Source organism: Microcoleus sp. K5-D4 (genome assembly GCF_036704575.1).
Classification (GTDB): Bacteria; Cyanobacteriota; Cyanobacteriia; order Cyanobacteriales; family Microcoleaceae; genus Microcoleus.
On the sequence record NZ_JAUBSD010000182.1, the window covers coordinates 1 to 2,813 of the forward strand.

A 2,813-nucleotide genomic window follows, 5' to 3' on the forward strand; every position below is an offset into this window, starting at 1 on the left:
TAGCTGGTATTTATAATTATGAACTTTCTTTGAAGACAAATTAGCCATCGCCTGAGACTTTCGCAAGAGGTCTACTGAGTGTCGGTACTGACAGACTGGTGAGAGATCGTGCCGCTGCGGCTTCCTTGCGCTATGCTGTCATCGATCGCCGTAACAGTGACATTTTGCGCCACATTCCAATTATTCGGCGTGAAAGTAACAGGTGCGATCGCATTAATTTGACTGCCCGTATCAAAATTAATCGTGACGTTTGCAGTAGGTGCAGTAGTCAGAAGTACGCCGTAGCTATCGGTTGCACCGCCTTCAGCAATAGCTGTCTCGCCTTCTGATTGCACAATAGAAATACCGGGACTATCGTTATCTGTAATTGATGCCGTCACATTGGAAATGACTTTCGCGTTATAATTCGCGTCGGTACTCGTAACTGTGTGAGCGATCGTGCCGCTGTGGGTTCCTTGTGCTAGATTGTCGTCGATCGCACTAACAGTGACAGTTTTCGCAACATTCCAGTTAGTGCTATCAAAAGTAATAGGTGTGGCGATCGGATTAAGTTGGTCGCCAGTATTGAAACTGATAGTAACCGGTGCAGTTGGTTGCGAAGTTGGCTGGATTTTGTAACTGCCATTTGCACCGCCTTCTGTAGCAGTTATGTTCGTAGGTGCAATGCTGAAATCGGCAGTATCATTATCGGTAATGGCGACACTAACAGCCGGAATTGTGATGCTGTTATAGTTAGTATCGGTACTGGTAGCAGTATGGGCGATCGCACCTGCATGATTTCCTTCAACTAAATTGTCGTCAACCGCTTTCACCGCAACAGTTTGAGCGACATTCCAATTAGTACCGGTAAAAGTAAGTGCGGTAATTGGTTGAATTTCACTGCCTGTAGCTAAGTTAATCGTAACAGGTGCTGTCGGTTGAGTATTTAATGTAACGCTATAACTTCCGTTTGCACCGCCTTCCGTCGCAGTCGTGTTAGCAGGAGTAATGCTAACGCCTGCGGTGTCGTTATCGGTAATATTAGCATTGACGGTATTGCCAGCAGTGCCATTAACCGTAAAACTTACACTCGCCCCGTTATAACTAGCATCGGTACTGATAGCAGTGTGAGTAATCGGGCCGCTGTGTGGCGAAGTTTCTGTTACTGCATCATCAACTGCACTGACTGTCACTGTTTGCGGTACAAACCAGTTAGTTGGAGTGAAACTAATGCCAGCAATAGGTTGAATTTGAGTGGCGGTATTGAGTGCGATCGCCACATTAGCAGTAGGCTGATTAGTTAGCACCACTGTATAAGTATCAGTCGTCCCGCTTTCTGCTACATTAGTGCTGCCGCCAGACTCAACAATCTTTACCTGCGGCCCGCCAGGAATTATTTTAGTAATAAAAGCATCAGAAGCACCTCCCCCATTCGCCGCTTGCAAAGGATTGGCAGTAGGCAAATTAGTAGACGTAGTAGATCCCGCCACATAAACTGCACCAGAAGCATCCACCGCAATACCACTACCGTTGTCGTCGCCGCTGCCGCCAAAATAAGTAGAATCAACTAAGGCAGAACCCGACGAATTGATACTTGTCACAAAAGCATCTTTCCCGCCGCCGCTGACACTTTGAATAGCATTCTTAGTCGGAAAATTAGTCGAAGTCGTATCTCCCGTCACATAAACATTATTCGCACTGTCTAGAGTAATACGATGCCCGTTGTCATCTCCGCTACCGCCCAAATAAGTTGAATAAATTGCATTGTAACCTAGAGGACCTAACTTGATGACAAAAGCATCATTTGCACCACCTGCATTAGTCGCTTGAATAGCATTTTTAGTCGGAAAATCAGTTGAAGTGGTACGTCCCACAACATAGGCATTTCCAGAACTATCTACAGTGATATTATTACCTATTTCATTGCCAAAGCCACCTAAATAAGTGGAATAAGCGCGCGCACCATTCGCGTCAAATTTAGCGACAAAACCATCATATTCACCTGCAAGGGCATTTTGAAAACCTAAATCTTTCCCAGGCAAGTCAGTCGAATAAGTAATGCCAGTAATGTAGGCATTACTATTATTGTCTATGGCAATGGCTTGAGCGTCTTCGCGACCAGAACCGCCGAAATAAGTAGAGTAAACTAAACCACTGCCAGTTGGATTGACTTTAGTAACAAACGCATCAATTCCGCCTCCGTATACAGGTTGGGAGGCATTGGCAGTGGGGAAACCGCCATTTACTACAGGGGGGGAACTGTTGTTGCCACCTGTGACCCCGGTAACATAAGCATTACCGTTACTGTCTACCGCAATGCCGTTGCCTAGGGCGCCGCTGCTGCTATTGCCTAAAAATGTAGAATAAACTAACGCATTGCCGGCTGCATTGAGTTTAGTTACCGCAGCAGTGTAATTAGGTGCTGTAGGTTGAAAAGAACCCGGTGTAGTTGGATAACCTGGATCGACTTGTCCGGTTAAATAAGCATTATTTTGACTGTCTACCGCAATCCCAAAACCGTATTCATTGCCAATACCGCCGATATAGGTAGAGTAAACTAACGCAGTTCCTTCGGGGTTAATTTTGGTAACTAAGAAATCAGCGTTACCTGCTGGCGTAGTTTGGTACGCACCAGGAGTAGTCGTAAAATTGTTAAAAGTAGTGCCAATAATGTAAGCCGCACCTGTGCTATCTACAGTCATGCGGTTGGCGTAGTCATTGCCGTTGCCGCTTATGCCATCGCCGCTGCCGCCTAAGTAAGTAGTTAAGCAAAATTAATTACATAATTATCTCCAAATTCTTTAAGAATTCTTTCTACAGATGAAACAAGAGAT

The 2,813-nt window shown here is 45.3% G+C and carries 1 protein-coding gene; it reads right to left on the reverse strand.

The window, feature by feature from the left end; all coding sequences use genetic code 11:
• Positions 1-71 precede the first annotated feature (71 nt).
• Positions 72-2,681: an SBBP repeat-containing protein gene (locus tag QUA77_RS28825; RefSeq protein WP_333454036.1), complete on the reverse strand. Its 2,610-nt coding sequence runs from the start codon at positions 2,679-2,681 to the stop codon at positions 72-74.
• Between the last annotated feature and the right edge of the window lie 132 nt (positions 2,682-2,813).

Bases quoted from the DNA above. Each gene is read 5' to 3' on its own strand.
- QUA77_RS28825 (WP_333454036.1), bottom strand. From the start codon at position 2,681: ATGACTGTAGATAGCACAGGTGCGGCTTACATTATTGGCACTACTTTT.